The organism is Sulfuriflexus sp., assembly GCF_032250955.1.
Classification (GTDB): Bacteria; Pseudomonadota; Gammaproteobacteria; order AKS1; family AKS1; genus Sulfuriflexus.
In genome coordinates this window covers 1-539 of sequence record NZ_JAVVES010000148.1, presented here as the reverse complement: position 1 = coordinate 539, position 539 = coordinate 1, and the positions used below count along the sequence as shown (strand labels likewise).

General features: G+C 62.5%; 1 protein-coding gene. It reads right to left on the bottom strand.

Annotated elements, in window-relative coordinates; translation table 11 throughout:
• Positions 1-539 (bottom strand): aminotransferase class III-fold pyridoxal phosphate-dependent enzyme (locus tag RQ738_RS13645; RefSeq protein ID WP_314165869.1); only part of this gene is annotated, 539 nt, incomplete at both ends.

Genomic DNA, 539 nt, shown 5'->3' with positions numbered 1-539 from the left:
AGCCTGCCGAATGGACGGATCCACACGCCTTGTTCGACAAAACCTCTGGTGATCCTGGCCATGTCGACCGGTCGCTCGAGTTCCAGCACGCCTATCCCGCCCTTGATGCGCACCTCGGCAACACCCTCCCAGTCCCGGCAGGGAAACAGGTGGCGGGCAAAGGCGGCGGCCATGGCGGCGATGCGCTCTTGCCAGGGGCTGTCAAGCAGGAGATCGATGCTGGCGTTGGCGACCGCGCATGCCAGCGGGTTGGCCATAAAGGTCGGGCCGTGCATAAAAGCATTGGGAGCGTTGGTAGATATGGTCCGGCTGATTTCGGCCGAAGTCAGAACCGCGGCCAGGGTCATGTAGCCACCTGTGATGGCCTTGCCCAGGCACATGATATCCGGGACAATGTCGGCCTGTTCGCAGGCGAACATGGTGCCGGTGCGGCCGAAGCCGGTGGCGATTTCGTCGGCGATCAACAGAACATCGTGGCGATCGCATAAAGTGCGAACCTGGCGCAGGTATTCCGGTGCATAGAAGCGCATGCCGCCGGC